Below are 1,781 nucleotides of genomic sequence, written 5' to 3' on the forward strand. Positions count from 1 at the left end.
TCCGGCGTGAAGGGCGCGTTCACATCCGCGAAGGTCTTCGCCGCGTTCAGCCCTTCCGGGTATTTCAACGCCGCCGCGAGGGCGGCTTCGCGCGTGGGGAGCTGCTCCGGACGCGGCGCATAGTTCATCACTTCGCTCGGCGCGGAGAGGCCGTCGACGTTGAAGATGAGGCCGTCCGCGCGGCTGCGTGTCGCGACCAGCTCCATCTCCGTGATCTTCTGGTCGGCCACCTGAAGGCGCACGACCAGCAAGACGGGCGCACCGCTTTCTTCGACCATTGCGGCCGCTGCGGCCATGCCGGCGCGCTCGTCGAGAAAATCCTGCCGATAGCCGCGCAGGCGGGTCACCGTCTTCACGAGGCCGACCTTCGCGAGCGGCTTCTCGATGGCATCTTCGGTGACCCGCACCTTGTCACTGAGCGGCAGACGGCTCGTGTCGTGTTTCAAGAGCGCGTGGAGAGACGCAGTGATCAGGCTGCGCAGGCATTCGCGGTCGCAGCTCGAAGCGGCTGTCGCCGTTGAGTTGGACGCAGCCTTTGCTACAGACACGCACGCGAGCAGGACGAGACAGAGCGATCCGATCTTTTTCATGTTCCCCCCTGGCGCCAACGTTAGCCGAGGGGGTGGCTCAGCGTCCACGCCGAGGGCCAGGCCCGTCCGACGTGAGGCTTCGACACCCCACGAGGCCGGGTCTGCTCTGGATTGTCGGATGAGCGGAGCTGGCCGCGGCTAGGCGTTCATCGCCCGTTTCGGGTGGATCATTTCTCGGGTGTGCATGGGCCCCTCCACGTTCTACTCGACGCTCGCATAAGTCATGCCCACGCACCGCCGCTGTTTCCTTCAAGTCGCCATTGGCCGCGTCAAGAGCCACTCAAGGAATGCGCGCAGGATCAGCGCAACTGAAGACAGCCCCGGAGGATGCCATGACATCGATGAAGCCGTCGCAACCGCTGGAGCAGCGCGAGGCCGCCTTCGTTGGCGCGCGCACCGGTGCAAGTGAACAGGGCGTGCGCACGATCGCGGGTGTCCAGGTGCCCGATTCCGTCCTGATCTCACGCACGATCGAGTATGCGCGCCAGCATCAGGAACCGTATCTCTTCAACCATGCGATGAGGTCATGGCTCTTCGCCGTGACGATCGCGGAACAGAAGCAGGTGGAGCACGACGCCGAAGTGCTTGCCGTGACGACGCTGCTGCATGACTTGGGGCTCGAGAAGGCCTTCGCGGGACCGCTCCGATTCGAAGTGGAGGGTGCAAATGCTGCGCGCCGGTTTGCCCAGGGCGAAGGGGTCGATGCGCGCCGCTGCCAGCTGATCTGGGATGGTGTGGCGCTCAACTCGACGCCGTCGCTCGCGCTACACAAAGAAGTGGAGGTGTCCCTGTCCACCGCGGGGATCGGCCTAGACTGGGGCGGTTGGGGCTACGACTCATTGCATGCGAGCCGCATGGCAGAGATCCTGGATGCGTTTCCCCGGCTGGACATGAAGAAACGCTTCGCGCACTCGGTGTGTTGGGTCGTCGAAACGCGCCCGACGACGACCTACGACAACTTCGCGCGCGATTTCGGCGAGCGATTCGTGCCTGGCTACAAGAGTCCTTCAGCGGTCGATCTGCTGATGAGCTCACCGTTCACCGAGTAGCGAATTCGTGCGTCGCGCGCGCGGGCACCGTCGAAGTGCGCCACCCGCCGGTTGTAACTGGCTGCCACGGCGTGCACCCGCGCGCCTCTCGCGCGATTCAGAACGCGCGCGCAGCCTCTAGCCCGATTCACGACCCGCGTGA

2 protein-coding genes are annotated in these 1,781 nt (G+C 64.9%); one reads left to right on the forward strand and one right to left on the reverse strand.

The genetic code is table 11. From position 1 onward, the window contains the following. The coding region (locus tag VHA82_RS01225) for a hypothetical protein (protein ID WP_325539441.1) at positions 1–590 on the reverse strand (590 nt) is incomplete at its 3' end. Between the two features lie 332 nt (positions 591–922). Between VHA82_RS01225 and VHA82_RS01230 the strand changes: the two genes are divergently transcribed. Continuing rightward, positions 923–1,639, forward strand: a complete 717-nt coding sequence (locus VHA82_RS01230; RefSeq protein ID WP_325539443.1) for a hypothetical protein — start codon at positions 923–925, stop codon at positions 1,637–1,639. Positions 1,640–1,781 lie beyond the last annotated feature (142 nt).

This window comes from Ramlibacter sp. (genome assembly GCF_035548915.1).
Classification (GTDB): Bacteria; Pseudomonadota; Gammaproteobacteria; order Burkholderiales; family Burkholderiaceae_C; genus Ramlibacter.

Bases quoted from the DNA above. Each gene is read 5' to 3' on its own strand.
- VHA82_RS01230 (WP_325539443.1), top strand. From the start codon at position 923: ATGACATCGATGAAGCCGTCGCAACCGCTGGAGCAGCGCGAGGCCGCC.